Here is a 14,589-nt window from a genome sequence, read left to right as displayed (position 1 = left end):
CGAGCGCGAACGGCGACTGACCGATGACGCCGCACATGAATTACGCAGCCCGCTGACGGCAATCAAGACTCACCTGCAGGTCGCGGCCATGACCGCGGGTGACACCGCCAAACGTGCCCTGGCCCAGGCGGAAATCGGCACAGATCGCCTGCATCGCACGCTGGAACAGTTGCTTCTGCTCGCGCGTGTGGAAGGCCGGGTTTCCTTCGATGACGGCCTTCGCTGCAGCGCACTCGAAGTGGCGCAACTGGCGATTACCGACGCCAGCCAGCAGGCCGGCCCGCCGGTCGAGTTGCACGCCACGGATAAAGTGTCTCGCGGTGCTCTGGCGATGCCGCCTGTATTGGCTATTGCAGCCCTGCGCAACCTCCTGGACAACGCTCGTCGCCATACGCGCGGCGGCACGGTCGTTTGCCTGACGCTGGAGCAGCTGGGTGAAAGCAAGGTCCGCTTCACCGTGCAGGATCAGGGGCCTGGCATTGCGTCCGAACTGGTCGAGCGCTTCACCGAACGTTTCTGGCGCAGCAGCCAAGGCGAAGGCAGTGGGCTGGGACTGTCCATCGTCAAGGCGATCGCAGAGCGCTGTGACTGCGAGCTCAGGTTCGTGTCCCGGGATGATGGCCTGCGAGTGGAGTTCGTCGTCGGCTTGCAGCCTGGAGATGTGGAGCCCTGACCGGCCGAATATTCGCTGCCGGGATTGGGGCGGAGGCAGGCGCATTCCTTTCACGAGTCCTCTTCGCGTCAGCCAGCGAGGCCGACTCTGCGCACGCCTTGGGCTTCACGAGCCTAGCTAATTTTTTGCGCCTGAAGCTAAAAGACCTATATCTCAAGCCTTCTGCCATGAGGGCTCCGCGCTATGCGTGCGGACACGTTTTTTCCTCGCCAGCGAGTACAAAAAACATCATTTCGCGAATCCCTGGCTCCGAACAGAATGCGGCCAAGACTCACAGACAGCCGCAACAGTAGAACAACAACGTTCGGAATCAGAGGAAACCTGCCATGACCGACCTGAATCAAAGCGCCTTGCAGAACTACAGCGATATGGCCGTTGCAAGAACTGAAATCGATACCCTGGTGGTCGGCGCCGGTCAGGCCGGCGTAGCGATCAGCGAACACCTGAGCAAGCTCGGGGTGCCGCACCTGGTGCTGGAGCGCAACCGCATCGCCGAGGCCTGGCGCACCGGGCGCTGGGATTCGCTGGTAGCCAATGGTCCGGCCTGGCACGACCGCTTCCCTGGTCTGGAATTTGACGATCTCGACGCCGACGCCTTTGCCGCGAAAGACCGCGTAGCCGCCTATTTCGAAGCCTATGCGAAGAAGTTCGACGCGCCGATCCGCACCGGCGTGGAGGTCAAGAAGGTGGTGCGCAATAGCGACCGTCCGGGCTTCACCATTGAGACCTCCGAGGGTGTGATCCAGGCCAATCGCGTGGTCTGCGCCACCGGGCCGTTCCAGCGTCCGGTTATCCCGCCGGTCGCGCCGAAAGATACCGCGCTCACGCAGATCCACTCGGCCGAATACCGCAACCCTCAGCAGCTACCTGAAGGCGCCGTGCTGGTGGTGGGCGCCGGTTCGTCAGGCGTGCAGATTGCCGATGAACTGCAGCGTGCCGGACGCAAGGTCTACCTCTCGGTCGGCCCGCATGATCGTCCGCCGCGCAGCTACCGCAACCGTGACTTCTGCTGGTGGTTGGGCGTGCTCGGCGAGTGGGATGCGGAAACCGCCCAGCCAGGCAAGGAGCACGTGACCATCGCCGTAAGCGGCGCCCGTGGCGGCCATACCGTGGATTTTCGCGGCTTGGCTCATCAGGGCATGACCCTGGTGGGGCTGACCAAAGCCTTCGACAACGGCGTGGTGACCTTCCAGCCGGACCTGGCGGAAAACCTGGCACGCGGCGATGAAAACTACCTGGCGCTGCTGGATGCAGCCGACGCCTATATCGCTCGCAACGCTCTCGACCTGCCGGAAGAACCCGAGGCCCGCAGCCTGTTTCCGGACCCGGACTGCGTAATCAAGCCGCTGCTCGAGCTGGACCTGGCCAAAGCCGGTGTCACCTCGATTATCTGGGCCACCGGTTATGCCGTGGATTTCAGCTGGTTGCAGGTGGACGCCTTCGACGCCAAGGGCAAGCCGCGGCATCAGCGCGGTGTGTCCAGCGAGCCGGGGGTCTACTTCCTCGGTCTGCCGTGGCTGTCACGCCGTGGTTCGAGCTTTATCTGGGGCGTTTGGCACGACGCCAAACACGTTGCCGGGCATATCGCCACCCAGCGCACCTACCTCGCCTATCGCGATAGCGCAGCGCGCCAGACAGTCGACTGAGCGCAACGACAGTCCCGCTGGAGTCCCGCTGGCACATACCTGCTGTGCCAGTTCAACCCGTCAGATTAAAGGAAGCCCGTTGATGCCTACTCATACCCGCATCCGCATGTTCAACACCAAAGACACCTACCCCAACCAGAGCCTGGACAACGACTTGTGCCAGGCCGTGCGTGCCGGCAACACCGTGTATGTACGCGGCCAGATCGGCACCGATTTTTCCGGCAAACTAGTCGGCCTCGGCGACCCGCGCGCCCAGGCCGAACAGGCCATGAAGAACGTCAAGCAACTGCTCGAAGAAGCCGGCAGCGACCTGTCGCACATCGTCAAGACCACCACTTACCTGATCGACCCGCGCTACCGCGAGCCGGTCTATCAGGAAGTTGGCAAGTGGCTCAAGGGCGTATTCCCGATCTCCACCGGCCTGGTGATCAGCGGCCTCGGTCAGCCGGAGTGGTTGATGGAGATCGATGTGATTGCCGTCGTCCCCGATGACTGGAACCAGTAAGGAGCGTGCCATGACCTTTTCCATCGTCGGCCGCTGCGCCGAAACCGGGCAGTTGGGCATCGCCATCAGCTCGTCGAGCATCGCCGTCGGCGCGCGTTGTCCCTGGCTGCGCGCCGGAGTCGGTGCGGTGGCCAGTCAGAACATCACCCTGCCGGCCCTCGGCCCACAGATTCTCGATGCCCTCGAAGCCGGTTTCGAACCAGCGGCGGCGCTGGACCAGGCGCTCAGTCGCAATGGCTACAGCCAGTATCGCCAGGTTGCCGTGGTCGACGGCCAGGGCCGCAGTGCGCTGTTCACTGGCAGCGAAGCGCTGGGGCTGCACAGCGCCCAGGCCGGCGAGCAATGTGTGGCGGCGGGCAATCTGCTGGCATCGCCTCAAGTGATCGGCGCCATGCTCTATGCCTTCGAACACACCCAGGGGTTCCTGGCCGAACGCCTGCTCGCCGCCATGCATGCGGCGATGGCCGCCGGCGGCGAAGCCGGACCGGTACATTCGGCGGCGCTCAAGGTGGTCGATGACCTCACCTGGCCGCTGATCGACCTGCGCGTGGACTGGGCCGAACAAGACCCTATCGGCCAACTGGACAGTCTCTGGCAGGCCTACCGGCCGCAGATGCAGGACTATGTGATCCGCGCGCTTGACCCTACCCGCGCGCCCAGTTATGGCGTACCCGGCGATGAGTAACATAAGCAGCCGTGACCTGCTGGCCGAACTCGTAGCCTTTCCTACCGTCAGCCGCGACTCCAACCTGGCGTTGATCGAATTTGTCCGCGACTACCTGGCAGGCCTCGGCGTGGCCTGCGAACTGGACTACAACGCCGAACGCAGCAAAGCCAACCTGTACGCAACCATCGGCCCCGCTGACCGCGGCGGCGTGCTGCTGTCCGGGCATAGCGACGTGGTGCCGGTGGTTGGCCAGGACTGGACGCAACCGCCCTTCGCCCTGAGTGAGCGCGACGGCAAGCTGTATGGCCGTGGCACCGCCGATATGAAGGGCTTTATCGCCTGCGCGTTGGCTGCCGTGCCGCACTTTCTGGAAAAGCCGCTGCGCCTGCCACTGCACCTGGCATTTTCCTACGACGAAGAGGTCGGTTGCCTGGGCGTGCGCTCACTGCTGGCCAAATTGCAGCAGCGCCCCAACAAACCCCTGCTGTGCATTATCGGCGAACCCACCGAGCTCAAACCGGTGCTCGGCCACAAGGGCAAACTGGCCATGCGCTGCCAGGTGCAGGGCGCGGCCTGCCATTCGGCCTATGCACCGCAGGGGGTGAATGCCATCGAGTACGCCGCCAAGCTGATCAACCGGCTCGGTGAAATAAGCCAGCGCTTGACCGCAGTCGAACGCCAGGATGCTCGCTTCGATCCACCCTACTCCACTGTGCAGACCGGACTGATCAGCGGCGGTCGAGCGCTGAATATCGTCCCGGCCGACTGCCAGTTCGACTTCGAGGTACGCGCCCTGCCCAGCGACGATCCCCAGCAGGTGGCCGATGAGCTGCGCGCCTACGCAGAGACGGAACTGCTGCCACTGATGCGCCAACGCAGCACCGCCAGCGCCATCGACTTCCAGCCCCTATCGGCCTATCCAGGTTTAGCCACCGAACCCCAGAGCGAAGCCGCCGAACTGCTGGCGCTGCTTAGCGGCAGTCGCGACTTTGGCACCGTCGCCTTCGGCACCGAAGGCGGCCTGTTCCACCAGACCGGCATCCCCACCGTGGTCTGCGGCCCCGGCAGCATGGACCAGGGCCACAAACCGGATGAGTTTGTCAGCTGTGCACAACTGGCCGGCTGCGATGCCATGCTCACGCGCCTGGCCGACTGGCTGCAACAAAACAACTGAGTCACCCCTTGCCCGTCCTGCGCGGCAGAGGCGCAGGACGGGCTTTTCTACAGGCAAGGTTGTGTTACGCCTACAACAACCCATTCCCCGCACCCAACTGCTCCTTGCAGAAATCGACAAACAACTGCGCCGGCTTGGTCAGCGGTGCGCGTTTGAGCCAGGCGGCGACCAGCCCGGAGCTGGCCACCGGTTCGGTGATATCCACGGTCACCACCTTCTTGCCGTCGTAGGTGCATTCCGAGTGTGGTCGGGTGACCAGCAGGGAGAAGCCGAAGCCCTGACCAACCATGCCGCGCACCATCTCGATGGACGGCGAGCTGAAGACGATATTCGGCGTCAGACCCAGCTCTTCGAACAGGCTGACGAAGTAGGTGCGGCTCGGTTGCACGTCGAGCAGGATCATCGGCTCCAGACACAGATCGCGCAGCGACACCTGAGCCTGGCCGGTAAAGCGATGGCCCTCGGGCAGCAGGGCATAGGGTTTCTGCGGCACCATCAGCGGCTCGCATTCGATGGTCGCATCCAGGTCATGGTCGTAGAGCATCGCCAGGTCGAAGCGCCCGGCGGTCAGGCCCTGCACCAGCTCCTGCTGCTCACCGTCGCGGATGCGGATTTCCACCCCGGGGTAGAGCGCGTTGAAACCGGCGATCAGCCGCGGCAGGTAGAGCGGTGCCACGGTTTCGAAACAGCCAATATCGATCTGGCCGGCCACCATTTCATTGTCGGCCAGGGCGTTCTGCTCGAACTCGTGGGCCATGCGCAGCAGCTCCTGGGCCTTGCGGTAGAAGCGCGCGCCACCGGGCGTCAGCGATACCCCCTGGGCGTGGTGGCGGATCAGCAATTGGACACCAAAGCTTTCTTCCAGGCCCTTGATCGCGGTGGAGATTGACGGCTGGGCGATATACAGCTTGCGCGACGCCTCGGCCACGCTGCCGGCTTCCACGGTGGTGACGAAATACTTGAGCTGGCGCAGGGTATAGGCGGCCATGCGATACCTCCTCGATAGCGGCCTTCAGGCCGTCTTGTGATGCGTTTACTGAATGCCAACATACCCCAGGCCCGGCACTGGAGCTGCCCAGTTTTTTCATGGCCTGCGAGCATATATTTACTAATTTTCCTTGAGCCCGGCCTGCGCCACCATCGACCTCAACAACCCAGAAAGCCGCTCGCGGCATCAGGTATGAGGATAGAGGCGATGTTGCAGTACAGCGATTGGCAGAAGCGGGCCGCCGCACAAGGCTTTGTTACCCAGGCACTGATCGACGGTCAGCTGCGTCCGGCCCAGAGCGGCGCGACCTTCGCGTCCATTAATCCGGCCAATAACCAGTTACTGGCCCAGGTCGCTGCCTGCGACGCGGCGGATGTCGATGCCGCCGTGGCCAGCGCCCGCCAGGCTTTCGAGCAAGGCCCCTGGGCACGCATGGCCCCGCGTGAGCGCAAGCAGGTATTGCTGCGTTTGGCCGAGCTGATCATGGCCAACCGCGAGGAGCTGGCCCTGCTCGATTCGTTGAATATGGGCAAACCGGTGATGGATGCCTACAACATCGATGTGCCCGGCGCGGCGCAGGTGTTCAGCTGGTACGCCGAAGCCCTGGACAAACGCTACGACGAGATCGCCCCTACCGCTTCCGATGCCCTGGCCACTATCACCCGCGAACCGCTGGGCGTGATCGGTGCCGTGGTGCCGTGGAACTTCCCGCTGGACCTGGCCGCCTGGAAGCTCGCCCCGGCCCTGGCCGCCGGCAACTCGGTGGTGTTGAAGCCCGCCGAGCAGTCACCCTTCTCCGCCCTGCGTCTGGGCCAGCTCGCACTGGAAGCTGGCGTGCCAGCCGGTGTGCTGAACGTGGTGCCGGGCCTGGGTGAAAGCGCCGGCAAGGCACTGGGCCTGCATATGGATGTGGATTGCCTGGCCTTTACCGGCTCCACCGAGGTGGGCAAATACTTTATGGCCTACGCCGCCCAGTCCAACCTCAAGCAGGTGTGGCTGGAATGCGGCGGCAAGAGCGCCAACCTGGTGTTCGCCGACTGCCAGGACCTCGATCTGGCGGCGGAAAAGGCCGCCTTCGCGATCTTCTTCAACCAGGGCGAAGTCTGCTCGGCCAACTCGCGCCTGCTGGTCGAACGCTCGATTCACGATGAATTCGTCCAGCGTCTGATCGCCAAGGCACAACAGTGGCAACCGGGCGACCCGCTGGACCCGGCCAGCCGCGCCGGCGCCATCGTCGATGCGCGCCAGGCCGAACGCATCATGGGCTTTATCGACCGGGCGCAGAGCCAGGGCGCCAGCCTGGTCTGCGGCGGCCAGCGCCTGTCGGTGGGCGGCTCGGACAGCTTTATCCAGCCGACCATCTTCACCAACGTCAGCCCGGATATGCAGCTGGCCCGCGAGGAAGTATTCGGCCCGGTGCTGGCCGTTATCCCCTTCGACAGCGAAGAACAGGCCATCGCCCTGGCCAACGACAGCCAGTACGGCCTGGCCGCTTCGCTGTGGACCGATGACCTCAACCGCGCCCACCGCGTCGCTCGCCGCCTGCGTGCCGGCAGCGTGTCGGTAAATACCGCGGACGCTCTAGATGTATGTACCCCATTCGGCGGCTGCAAGCAGTCCGGCTTCGGTCGCGATCTGTCGCTGCACGCTTTCGACAAATACAGCCTATTGAAAACCACCTGGTTCCAGCTGCGCCTCTGAAGAGTGCAGCAGATAACTGCGCTCCCAGAGCGCGGCGATAACTGCGCACTCAAGAGCGCGGCGATAACTGCGGCCCCTGCCGCGTGCGATTCACCTGACACAACAACAAGATTGCAGGAGAACTCCCATGCATGATCCCGATATCAGCCTTGCGTCCCCCGTTGGCCTGGCTCAAGCAACCGCGCGTACACGCAAACCCAGCCTGGGCCTGACCGCCCTGCTCGCCGTAGCCATCGGCCTGGTGGTTTCCCAGGGCGTGATGGTCCTGATGCTGCAAGGCGCGGGCATCGCCGGCCTGGGCTTTCTGATTCCCCTGGCGTTGGCCTTTGTGCTGGCGCTGACCTATGTGGTGTCGTTCGCCGAGCTGGCGCTGATGATCCCCCGCGCCGGTAGCCTGAGCAGTTACACCGAGGTGGCCCTGGGGCATTTCCCGGCCATCCTGGCAACCTTCTCCGGCTATGTAGTGGTGGCGATGTTCGCCCTCTCGGCGGAACTGCTGCTGCTTGATCTGATCATCAACGAGGTCTATCCCGGCGCTTTCCCCAGCATGCTGATCGCCTATGGGGTGCTGGTGGTGTTTACCCTGCTCAACCTGCTGGGTATCGACATCTTTGCCCGCCTGCAATCGGCCCTGGCGCTGATCATGGTTATCGTGCTGCTCGCCCTGGGCCTGGCGGCGGTGACTGGCAGCGGCAGCGAACCGGCGTTGAGCACCTCGATCACCAGCGACTGGAACCCCATGGGTGCCAGCGTGATGACCCTGGTGGCGCTGGCCATCTGGGGCTTCGTCGGCGCCGAATTCGTCTGCCCGCTGGTTGAAGAGTCGCGTCGCCCGCAGCGCAATATTCCCTGGTCGATGATCCTCGGTGTGACGGTGATCTTTATCACCATCGCCCTCTACTGCGTCGGTGCGCTGCTCTATGTACCGCAGGAAGCGCTGGCCGGCTCGGCCCTGCCGCACTACCTGTTCGCCACCGCGCTGTTCGGCGAAGCCGGGAAAATCTTCCTGGTAGTCGCCGCCATCACCGCTACCTGCAGCACGGTCAACACCTCGCTGGCGGCCATCCCGCGCATGCTCTACGGCATGGCGGTCAACGGCCAGGCCTTCCCGCAGTTCAAGTTGGTCAGCAAGAAGTACCAGGCCCCCTGGGTCGCCGTGCTGTTCGTTGCCGCCATCACTGGCCTGCCGGTGGTGTTTATGGGAGACGACCCGGCTGCCATCGGCCTGCTGCTGCTGGCCGCGGCAGTGGCCTGGCTGCTGGCCTATATCGTCTGCCACCTGGACGTGATCGCCCTGCGCCGGCGCTACCCTGATCTGGCCCGCCCATTCAAGACGCCCTTCTACCCGCTGCCACAGGTCTTTGGCATCGCCGGCATGCTGGTATCGATCTACTACGTGTCGCCCACTCCGGAAATGACCGCGTCGATCTTCTACAGCGCAGGCGCGGTACTCGGTCTGGTATCGGTCATCGCCGTGCTGTGGATCAAGCTGGTGATGCGCAAACCGCTGTTCACCCCGGAGCCCATCGACAAGGTGCTGGCACGCAAATGAAGTCCCGCCGGGGGCTCGCCTCCGGCTTACTCGAACACCATAGGTAATCACCGAGGTTGCTGAAAATGACAGTACCAAACACCCCCAACCGCCAGACTCAGGACTACCAGGCGCTGGATGCCGCCCACCACATTCATGCTTTCGTCGATCAGAAGGCGCTGAACGTCGAGGGACCGCGGGTGATGACCCGGGGCGAGGGCTTGTACCTCTGGGATAACGATGGCAAGCGCTACCTCGACGGCATGTCCGGCCTGTGGTGCACCAACCTCGGCTACGGCCGCAAGGACCTGGTCGCCGCTGCGACCAAGCAGATGGAGCAGCTGTCCTACTACAACATGTTCTTCCACACCACTCACCCGGCCGTGGTCGAGCTCTCGGAAACCCTGTTCAGCCTGCTGCCCGCGCATTACAGCCACGCTATCTACACCAACTCCGGCTCCGAAGCCAACGAGGTGCTGATCCGCACCGTGCGCCGCTACTGGCAGATTCTCGGCCAGCCGCAGAAGAAGGTGATGATCGGCCGCTGGAACGGCTACCACGGCTCCACCCTGGCCGCCACGGCCCTGGGCGGCATGAAATTCATGCACGAAATGGGCGGCATGCTGCCGGATATCGCGCATATCGACGAACCCTACTGGTACGCCAATGGCGGCGAGCTCACGCCTGCCGAATTCGGCCGCCGCTGCGCCCTGCAGCTGGAGGAGAAGATTCTCGAACTGGGCGCGGAAAACGTCGCCGGCTTTATCGCCGAACCCTTCCAGGGCGCAGGTGGCATGATCTTCCCGCCGGAAAGCTACTGGCCACAAATCCAGCGCATCTGCCGTCAGTACGACGTGCTGCTGTGCGCCGACGAGGTGATCGGTGGTTTCGGCCGCACCGGCGAATGGTTCGCCCACCAGCACTTCGGCTTCCAGCCGGACACCCTGTCGATTGCCAAGGGCCTGACCTCCGGCTATGTGCCCATGGGTGGCCTGGTGCTCTCCAAGCGCATCGCCGAGGTGCTGGTGGAACAAGGCGGGGTATTCGCCCACGGCCTGACCTACTCCGGCCACCCGGTGGCGGCCGCCGTGGCCCTGGCCAATATCAAGGCGTTGCGCGATGAAGGCGTGGTCAGCCGGGTCAAGGACGATACCGGCCCCTACCTGCAACAGTGCCTGCGTGAGGTGTTCGGCAATCACCCGTTGGTCGGCGATATCCAGGGCACCGGCCTGGTCGCCGCCCTGCAGTTCGCCGAAGACCAAACCAGTCGTAAGCTCTTCGCCAATGAAGGCGACATCGCCTGGCGCTGCCGCACCATCGGCTTCGAGGAAGGCCTGATCATCCGCTCCACCCAGGGCCGCATGATCATGGCACCCGCCCTGGTGGCTGGACGCACGGAACTGGACGAGCTAGTGGGGAAAACCAAGCGGGCGGTGGATCGCACGGCGATGGAACTGGGCCTGCTCTGAGCGGCCTGGGCAGCAGCGCCGGCACGGTGGTTTTTTCAACACTGGCGCCGCTGCTCGAAGCGCAAAACCAGCTGTTCGCGCGGATCGGGCAGATGCTCATCGCACGCGGGAACAGTTGCTCCTGCTCACGCGCGTGGAAGGCCGGGTTTCCTTCGATGACGGCCTTCGCTGCAGCGCAGTCGAAGGGGCGCAACTGGCGATTACCGACGCCAGCCCGCAGGCCGGTCGATCGAGTTGCACGCCACGGATAAAGTGTCTCGCAGCGCTCTGGCGATTCCGCCCGCATTGGCCATCGCTGCCCTGCGCAACCTCCTGGACAACGCTCGTCGCCATACGCGCGGCGGCACGGTCGTTTGCCTGACGCTGGAGCAGGTTGACGAAAGCAAGGCTCGCTTCACCGTGCAGGATCAGGGGCCAGGCATTGCGTCCGAACTGGTCGAGCGCTTCACCGAACATTTCTGGCGCAGCAGCCAAGACGATGGCAGTGGGCTCGCCTTTATTTATAGAGGTGGCGGTGCTTGTTTTCGAGCCTGTGTACGCAGATGGCCTGCACAAATCCTCTATCTGCTCGGCGGCAGAAAAGCGGCAGAGGCTGCGGCAATAGACCCTCGTCGCAACACCGATATTTACCTGCAGATGGCGAAAGAGTGAGGCCTGCGAATTGCCTATGCCATCGAAACAGGTCAGGAACGGTGTCCCCAGAACGACCGTTTTTTGCTACAGCAGGCACCGGCTGGAAATAGTTGCAGAATTGCACCGCATATTGCCGCCCGTTGAATTGCTATTGCTCACCCTTCACATCCGGCATGCCCGCCACAGCTGAGGAAATGGCCAGCCAGAGACCGGTCAAGAGCAACCGGTCACAAAGCTGGTGGACAGGTAAACGTTGTCCAGGCTACTTCGCTCTAGTGACATTATGCTGCCGGCCCGAATCACACAGCATTCGTCTCGTTTGAATGGAAAACTCCCAGTTCCCCGGGCGAAGCAATACATCAGACGGCCGAAATTGGGAGGTTTCTGTTTTATACAGCCGCATGCTGGGACGGCGCGCCAGGTTTTCAAGGTAATGCCAATCAGAACCAGCTGATGCCGCGGATTTAAGGGCGGCGAGGCCGCCATGCCGCTCACCTCACGCCAAGTTCGGCCTTTTTCCGTTTGGCCCATGCGCCGATCAGACGGTCGGCCACTATGCCCAAAAACGCAATGCACAAGCCGGCCACCAGGGCCCTCCCGGTGTCATTGCCGGAGCGTGCCGCATTGATTTCCGCACCCAGATCCTGTGTGCCGATCAGCGAGGTGATTGCCACCATAAACAGGGCCATAAAGATGACCTGAGAGATGCCGAGCATGATCTCTGGCAGCGCGATCGGTAGCTTTACTTTTACCAGGCGCTGCCAGCGCGTAGTGCCCTGTTGCGTGACGGTTTCTAAAAGGCGCGGTGACACATTACGCAAGCCGAGGATGGTGTAGCGCACCATCGGCACCACAGCAAATAGCAGCACGGCAATGATGGCTGACAAGTCGCTGACCTTGAACAGCATCACCACGGGAATCAGGTAGATAAAAGAGGGAAACGTCTGGAAAAAATCACAAAGCCCGAGGGTGATTTTCGACAAGCGCTGGCTGCCGGCAACGCTCACGCCAAGCAGAAAACCGATGACGATACAGACAGCTGCGGCCGTACCGATCATGTAGACGGTGGTCATGGTCTGCGTCCACAACCCGGTGACGACCGGAAACAACATCAGCACACTGCTGCCGAGTGCCAGTCGCCAGCCGCCCAGACGATGGCCCAGCAAGGCGACCAGGCCGACAAAGGTCACCCAGGGCGTGGACTGGAAAAAATCACGGATCGGAATCAAGGCCTGCATCAGCATGAAATTACGAAAGGTCTGCACCGAGTCGTACCAATGCACCGTGACCCATTCGACCTTTGCATCCCACCATGGCGCGGTTGACAGGGTCTGTGTGTCAGACAGCACGCCGAGCGCCGGTATGAAATGCGCCAAGCCAATGCTGAGCGGTATGAACACCAGTGCCATCGTCAGATAAGGGTGACGCCGCCATGCGGACAGCGACCGGTTGCTATAGGTCGGCGGCTTCCGCGCATAAGCCCGACTGAGGCGATCCAGCGCAACGGCGATCACCACTATCGCCAGGCCCTGTTCCAGCGCCTGGCCGAGCCGCAAGGATTGCAACGAGGTGAGCAGCTGGCTGCCCAGGCCGGAAGCGCCGATCAGCGAGGCCAGTACGATCATCGCCAGCGTCTGCATGATCCCTTGATTCAGACCAACCAGTAAGGTTTCTCGCGCCGCAGGCATACGCACCTTGCACAACAGCTGTAGCGGGGTGCAACCCATCATCAGGCCGGCTTCGATCAATTCGTGGCTGATACTTTTCAGGCCGAGCGCAACGCAACGTGCCACGGGCGGCACCGCAAATACCGCGGTCACCACCATCGCCGGGACATTGCCCACGCCGTACATCACCACGATAGGCACCATATAGGCAAACGGCGGCATGCTTTGCAGCATGTCGAATAGAGGCGTCACCAGGGTCTCGAACGTGCGGTGCCGCGCCATCAGAATGCCGAACAACAGGCCTAGCGAAAAAACCAGCGGCACCGTCACGATCACCAGGGCAAAGGTCTGCATCGACGCTTGCCATACGCCAAATACCGCGAGGTACAGAAACGCCAGGCCGCCGATCAGTGCGACGCGCCAGCCGCCGGCCCAATGACCCAGGACAAAGGCCAGGCCGACCACCGTGACCCAGGGCAAGGCCGGAACCTGGCCGTTGAAGCCAGAGAAAAACAGTGATTCGGTGAATGCCAACGGGTAGTTCAGCAGAGCCCCGAAGCCGCGGGTTACGTCTCTTGCGGAAAACTCCAGCGCGCTGTCGCGAAAAAATCTGAAGTCATACACCAGCCATTCGAAAAATGCGCTGATCCAGTCGCTCAACGGCAACACCCAGGCAGATGGGTAGTGCGTGACCCAGTCCAGTTGTTGGTAGCCAATCCGGCCGGCCACCACGATCAGGATCGCCAACAGCACAAAGCCGATGGTGCGGCGTGACGCTATTATCGGGCTCAGGCCGCTGGCTTTAACTGTGGTGACAGCTGTGGCGCCGGTTATCAAAACAGCACCCGCGCCAGTTGTTCCTTGTCGACATGCCCGACCACCTGACCTGCCGCGTCGGTTACCGGCAAGGCGTGCGGGGCGTTGATCACCCGTGCAGCAATATCTTGCAGCAGATCGGTACACAAAATGGCGCCCTGGACGTGGTCACTGCCACTGTACGGCGCCATGATTTTTTGCACCGTGACCAGGCGCGCCGTGGGAGCGTGCTGGACAAATTGTTCGACGTAATCGTTGGCTGGCGCGGTTACCAGTTCTTCGGCCGTGCCAATCTGCGCCACGCGGCCATCTTTCATGATTGCGATTCGATTGCCGAGACGCACGGCTTCATCGAAGTCATGGGAAACAAAGATGATGGTTTTATTCAGTTTTGCCTGCAGGTGCAGAAATTCATCCTGCATCTCACGGCGAATCAGCGGATCCAGGGCGGAAAACGGCTCGTCCAGAAACCAGACTTGCGGCTCATCGACCAGGCTACGGGCGATCCCCACGCGCTGCTGCTGGCCACCGGACAATTGCCTGGGAAAATCATCCTCGCGCCCGCTGAGACCGACCGTCTCAATCAACTCACGGGCCTTTTTCAGTCGCGTTTGCTTGTCGATGCCCTGCAGTTCCAGCGGAAAAGCGATGTTTTCCAGCACGGTGCGGTGCGGCAATAAACCGAAGTGTTGAAACACCATGCCCATTTTGTGGCGCCGGATGTCGGTAAGTTGCCGAGCGGACGCTGCCAGCAAATCCTCGCCGTCAAAAATGACCTCCCCGGCGCTGGGCTCGATCAAGCGAGTCAGGCAGCGAATCAAGGTGGATTTACCCGATCCGCTCAAGCCCATGACGACCAGTATCTCGCCTTCATAAACGTCAAGACTGACGTCGCGCACGGCGGCAACCAGGCCGGCCTTGGCAATTGCCTCATCGCTAGGCGCGGATTGCTGAGCCTCGAGAAATTCAGTGGCTTTTTTACCGAATAACAGCCACAGATTTTTACACGATACCTTCACGGCTCGGCTCATCGACAGGTCCTTTTAAGCAAGATGCACGGCGCATCGGCGGCGCAGAAGCGAGTCGCCCGGAAAGATTTTCCGGGCGCTCGTTCAAGCA

At 62.4% G+C, this 14,589-nt stretch carries 12 protein-coding genes; 9 read left to right on the top strand and 3 right to left on the bottom strand.

Features of this window, described 5'->3' with window-relative positions; genetic code table 11:
* From R3355_RS22930 to argE, 5 genes are all read left to right on the top strand, one after another.
* A partial coding sequence (locus R3355_RS22930; protein ID WP_318963411.1) for an ATP-binding protein occupies positions 1-673 on the top strand: 673 nt, incomplete at its 5' end.
* 326 nt (positions 674-999) lie between these two features.
* A complete protein-coding gene (locus R3355_RS22925) occupies positions 1,000-2,319 on the top strand; it encodes an NAD(P)/FAD-dependent oxidoreductase (protein WP_318963410.1) in 1,320 nt (439 codons plus the stop codon).
* An 82-nt stretch (positions 2,320-2,401) separates the two neighbouring features.
* Positions 2,402-2,824 (top strand): RidA family protein, encoded by a 423-nt coding sequence (locus R3355_RS22920; protein WP_318963408.1) that lies wholly within the window; start codon positions 2,402-2,404, stop codon positions 2,822-2,824.
* Positions 2,825-2,834: 10 nt separating this feature from the next.
* The gene (locus tag R3355_RS22915) at positions 2,835-3,509 is read left to right on the top strand and encodes a DUF1028 domain-containing protein (protein ID WP_318963406.1); all 675 of its coding nucleotides are present in this window, start codon (positions 2,835-2,837) and stop codon (positions 3,507-3,509) included.
* Positions 3,502-4,665: an acetylornithine deacetylase gene (argE, locus tag R3355_RS22910; RefSeq protein WP_318963405.1), complete on the top strand. Its 1,164-nt coding sequence runs from the start codon at positions 3,502-3,504 to the stop codon at positions 4,663-4,665. The genes R3355_RS22915 and argE overlap by 8 nt, the downstream gene beginning before the upstream one ends.
* Positions 4,666-4,735: 70 nt before the next feature.
* On the opposite strand, the gene R3355_RS22905 is transcribed toward argE, so the two are convergent.
* Positions 4,736-5,653 (bottom strand): LysR family transcriptional regulator, encoded by a 918-nt coding sequence (locus tag R3355_RS22905; protein WP_318948435.1) that lies wholly within the window; start codon positions 5,651-5,653, stop codon positions 4,736-4,738.
* Between the two features lie 207 nt (positions 5,654-5,860).
* Here R3355_RS22905 and R3355_RS22900 point away from each other — a divergent pair, with 207 nt between their 5' ends.
* The 4 genes from R3355_RS22900 to R3355_RS22885 all read left to right on the top strand — a co-directional run bounded on the left by R3355_RS22900 (position 5,861) and on the right by R3355_RS22885 (position 11,005).
* A complete protein-coding gene (locus tag R3355_RS22900; protein ID WP_318963404.1) occupies positions 5,861-7,354 on the top strand; it encodes an aldehyde dehydrogenase in 1,494 nt (497 codons plus the stop codon).
* 127 nt (positions 7,355-7,481) lie between these two features.
* Positions 7,482-8,906 (top strand): APC family permease, encoded by a 1,425-nt coding sequence (locus R3355_RS22895; RefSeq protein ID WP_318963403.1) that lies wholly within the window; start codon positions 7,482-7,484, stop codon positions 8,904-8,906.
* A 65-nt stretch (positions 8,907-8,971) separates the two neighbouring features.
* Complete coding sequence (locus R3355_RS22890) at positions 8,972-10,354, top strand: aspartate aminotransferase family protein (protein WP_318963402.1); 1,383 nt, start codon at positions 8,972-8,974, stop codon at positions 10,352-10,354.
* A gap of 234 nt (positions 10,355-10,588) precedes the next feature.
* Positions 10,589-11,005 carry an ATP-binding protein gene (locus R3355_RS22885; RefSeq protein ID WP_318963401.1) on the top strand — a complete coding sequence of 139 codons (417 nt, stop codon included), beginning with the start codon at positions 10,589-10,591 and terminating at the stop codon, positions 11,003-11,005.
* A gap of 473 nt (positions 11,006-11,478) precedes the next feature.
* Here R3355_RS22885 and R3355_RS22880 read toward each other — a convergent pair whose 3' ends face one another.
* Together R3355_RS22880 and R3355_RS22875 are read right to left on the bottom strand one after the other, a co-directional pair.
* A complete protein-coding gene (locus R3355_RS22880; RefSeq protein ID WP_318963399.1) occupies positions 11,479-13,491 on the bottom strand; it encodes an ABC transporter permease in 2,013 nt (670 codons plus the stop codon).
* Entirely contained in the window at positions 13,488-14,501 is a 1,014-nt protein-coding gene (locus R3355_RS22875) for a betaine/proline/choline family ABC transporter ATP-binding protein (RefSeq protein ID WP_318963398.1), read from the bottom strand. Before R3355_RS22875 ends, R3355_RS22880 begins: the two co-directional genes overlap by 4 nt.
* Between the last annotated feature and the right edge of the window lie 88 nt (positions 14,502-14,589).

Source organism: Pseudomonas sp. (assembly GCF_033723075.1).
GTDB lineage: Bacteria > Pseudomonadota > Gammaproteobacteria > Pseudomonadales > Pseudomonadaceae > Aquipseudomonas.
Note: the sequence above shows the minus strand (reverse complement) of the source record. Positions and strands in the feature narration are given on the sequence as shown.

What these genes read in the sequence shown, in the direction of transcription:
- R3355_RS22875 (WP_318963398.1), bottom strand. Translation starts at nt 14,501, where the DNA reads ATGAGCCGAGCCGTGAAGGTATCGTGTAAAAATCTGTGGCTGTTATTC.
- R3355_RS22915 (WP_318963406.1), top strand. Translation starts at nt 2,835, where the DNA reads ATGACCTTTTCCATCGTCGGCCGCTGCGCCGAAACCGGGCAGTTGGGC.
- R3355_RS22895 (WP_318963403.1), top strand. Translation starts at nt 7,482, where the DNA reads ATGCATGATCCCGATATCAGCCTTGCGTCCCCCGTTGGCCTGGCTCAA.
- R3355_RS22925 (WP_318963410.1), top strand. Translation starts at nt 1,000, where the DNA reads ATGACCGACCTGAATCAAAGCGCCTTGCAGAACTACAGCGATATGGCC.
- R3355_RS22905 (WP_318948435.1), bottom strand. Translation starts at nt 5,653, where the DNA reads ATGGCCGCCTATACCCTGCGCCAGCTCAAGTATTTCGTCACCACCGTG.
- R3355_RS22890 (WP_318963402.1), top strand. Translation starts at nt 8,972, where the DNA reads ATGACAGTACCAAACACCCCCAACCGCCAGACTCAGGACTACCAGGCG.
- R3355_RS22920 (WP_318963408.1), top strand. Translation starts at nt 2,402, where the DNA reads ATGCCTACTCATACCCGCATCCGCATGTTCAACACCAAAGACACCTAC.
- R3355_RS22900 (WP_318963404.1), top strand. Translation starts at nt 5,861, where the DNA reads ATGTTGCAGTACAGCGATTGGCAGAAGCGGGCCGCCGCACAAGGCTTT.
- argE (WP_318963405.1), top strand. Translation starts at nt 3,502, where the DNA reads ATGAGTAACATAAGCAGCCGTGACCTGCTGGCCGAACTCGTAGCCTTT.